The sequence below is a fragment of the Methylobacterium sp. AC433 genome (assembly GCF_979253015.1).
This window is the reverse complement of record NZ_CEEDBN010000115.1, coordinates 1-236: the sequence shown is the minus strand read 5'-3', so window position 1 is coordinate 236 and position 236 is coordinate 1. Positions and strand designations below refer to the sequence as shown.

1 protein-coding gene is annotated in these 236 nt (G+C 71.2%); it reads left to right on the top strand.

Annotated elements, in window-relative coordinates; genetic code table 11:
- The coding region (locus AC0IWM_RS23935) for a cold shock domain-containing protein (protein ID WP_471759175.1) at positions 1-236 on the top strand (236 nt) is incomplete at both ends.

The following is a 236-nucleotide window of genomic DNA, read 5'->3' as shown; positions in this document are numbered from 1 at the left end:
GTCGTGGAGGCCACGGAGCGGCCCCGCGGCAGGCAGGCCTTCCGGGTCATCTCCCTCGACCAGTCGACCGCGCTTCATCCCTCCGAGCTTCCGCTGCCCCGCACCCCCGTCACCGTGACCCCGACCAGCGGACTCGAAACCGCCGTGGTGACGTGGTTCAACCGCCTGCGCGGCTTCGGCTTCCGGAGCCGCGGCGACGGGACGCCGGATATCTTCGTGCACATGGAGACGCTCCG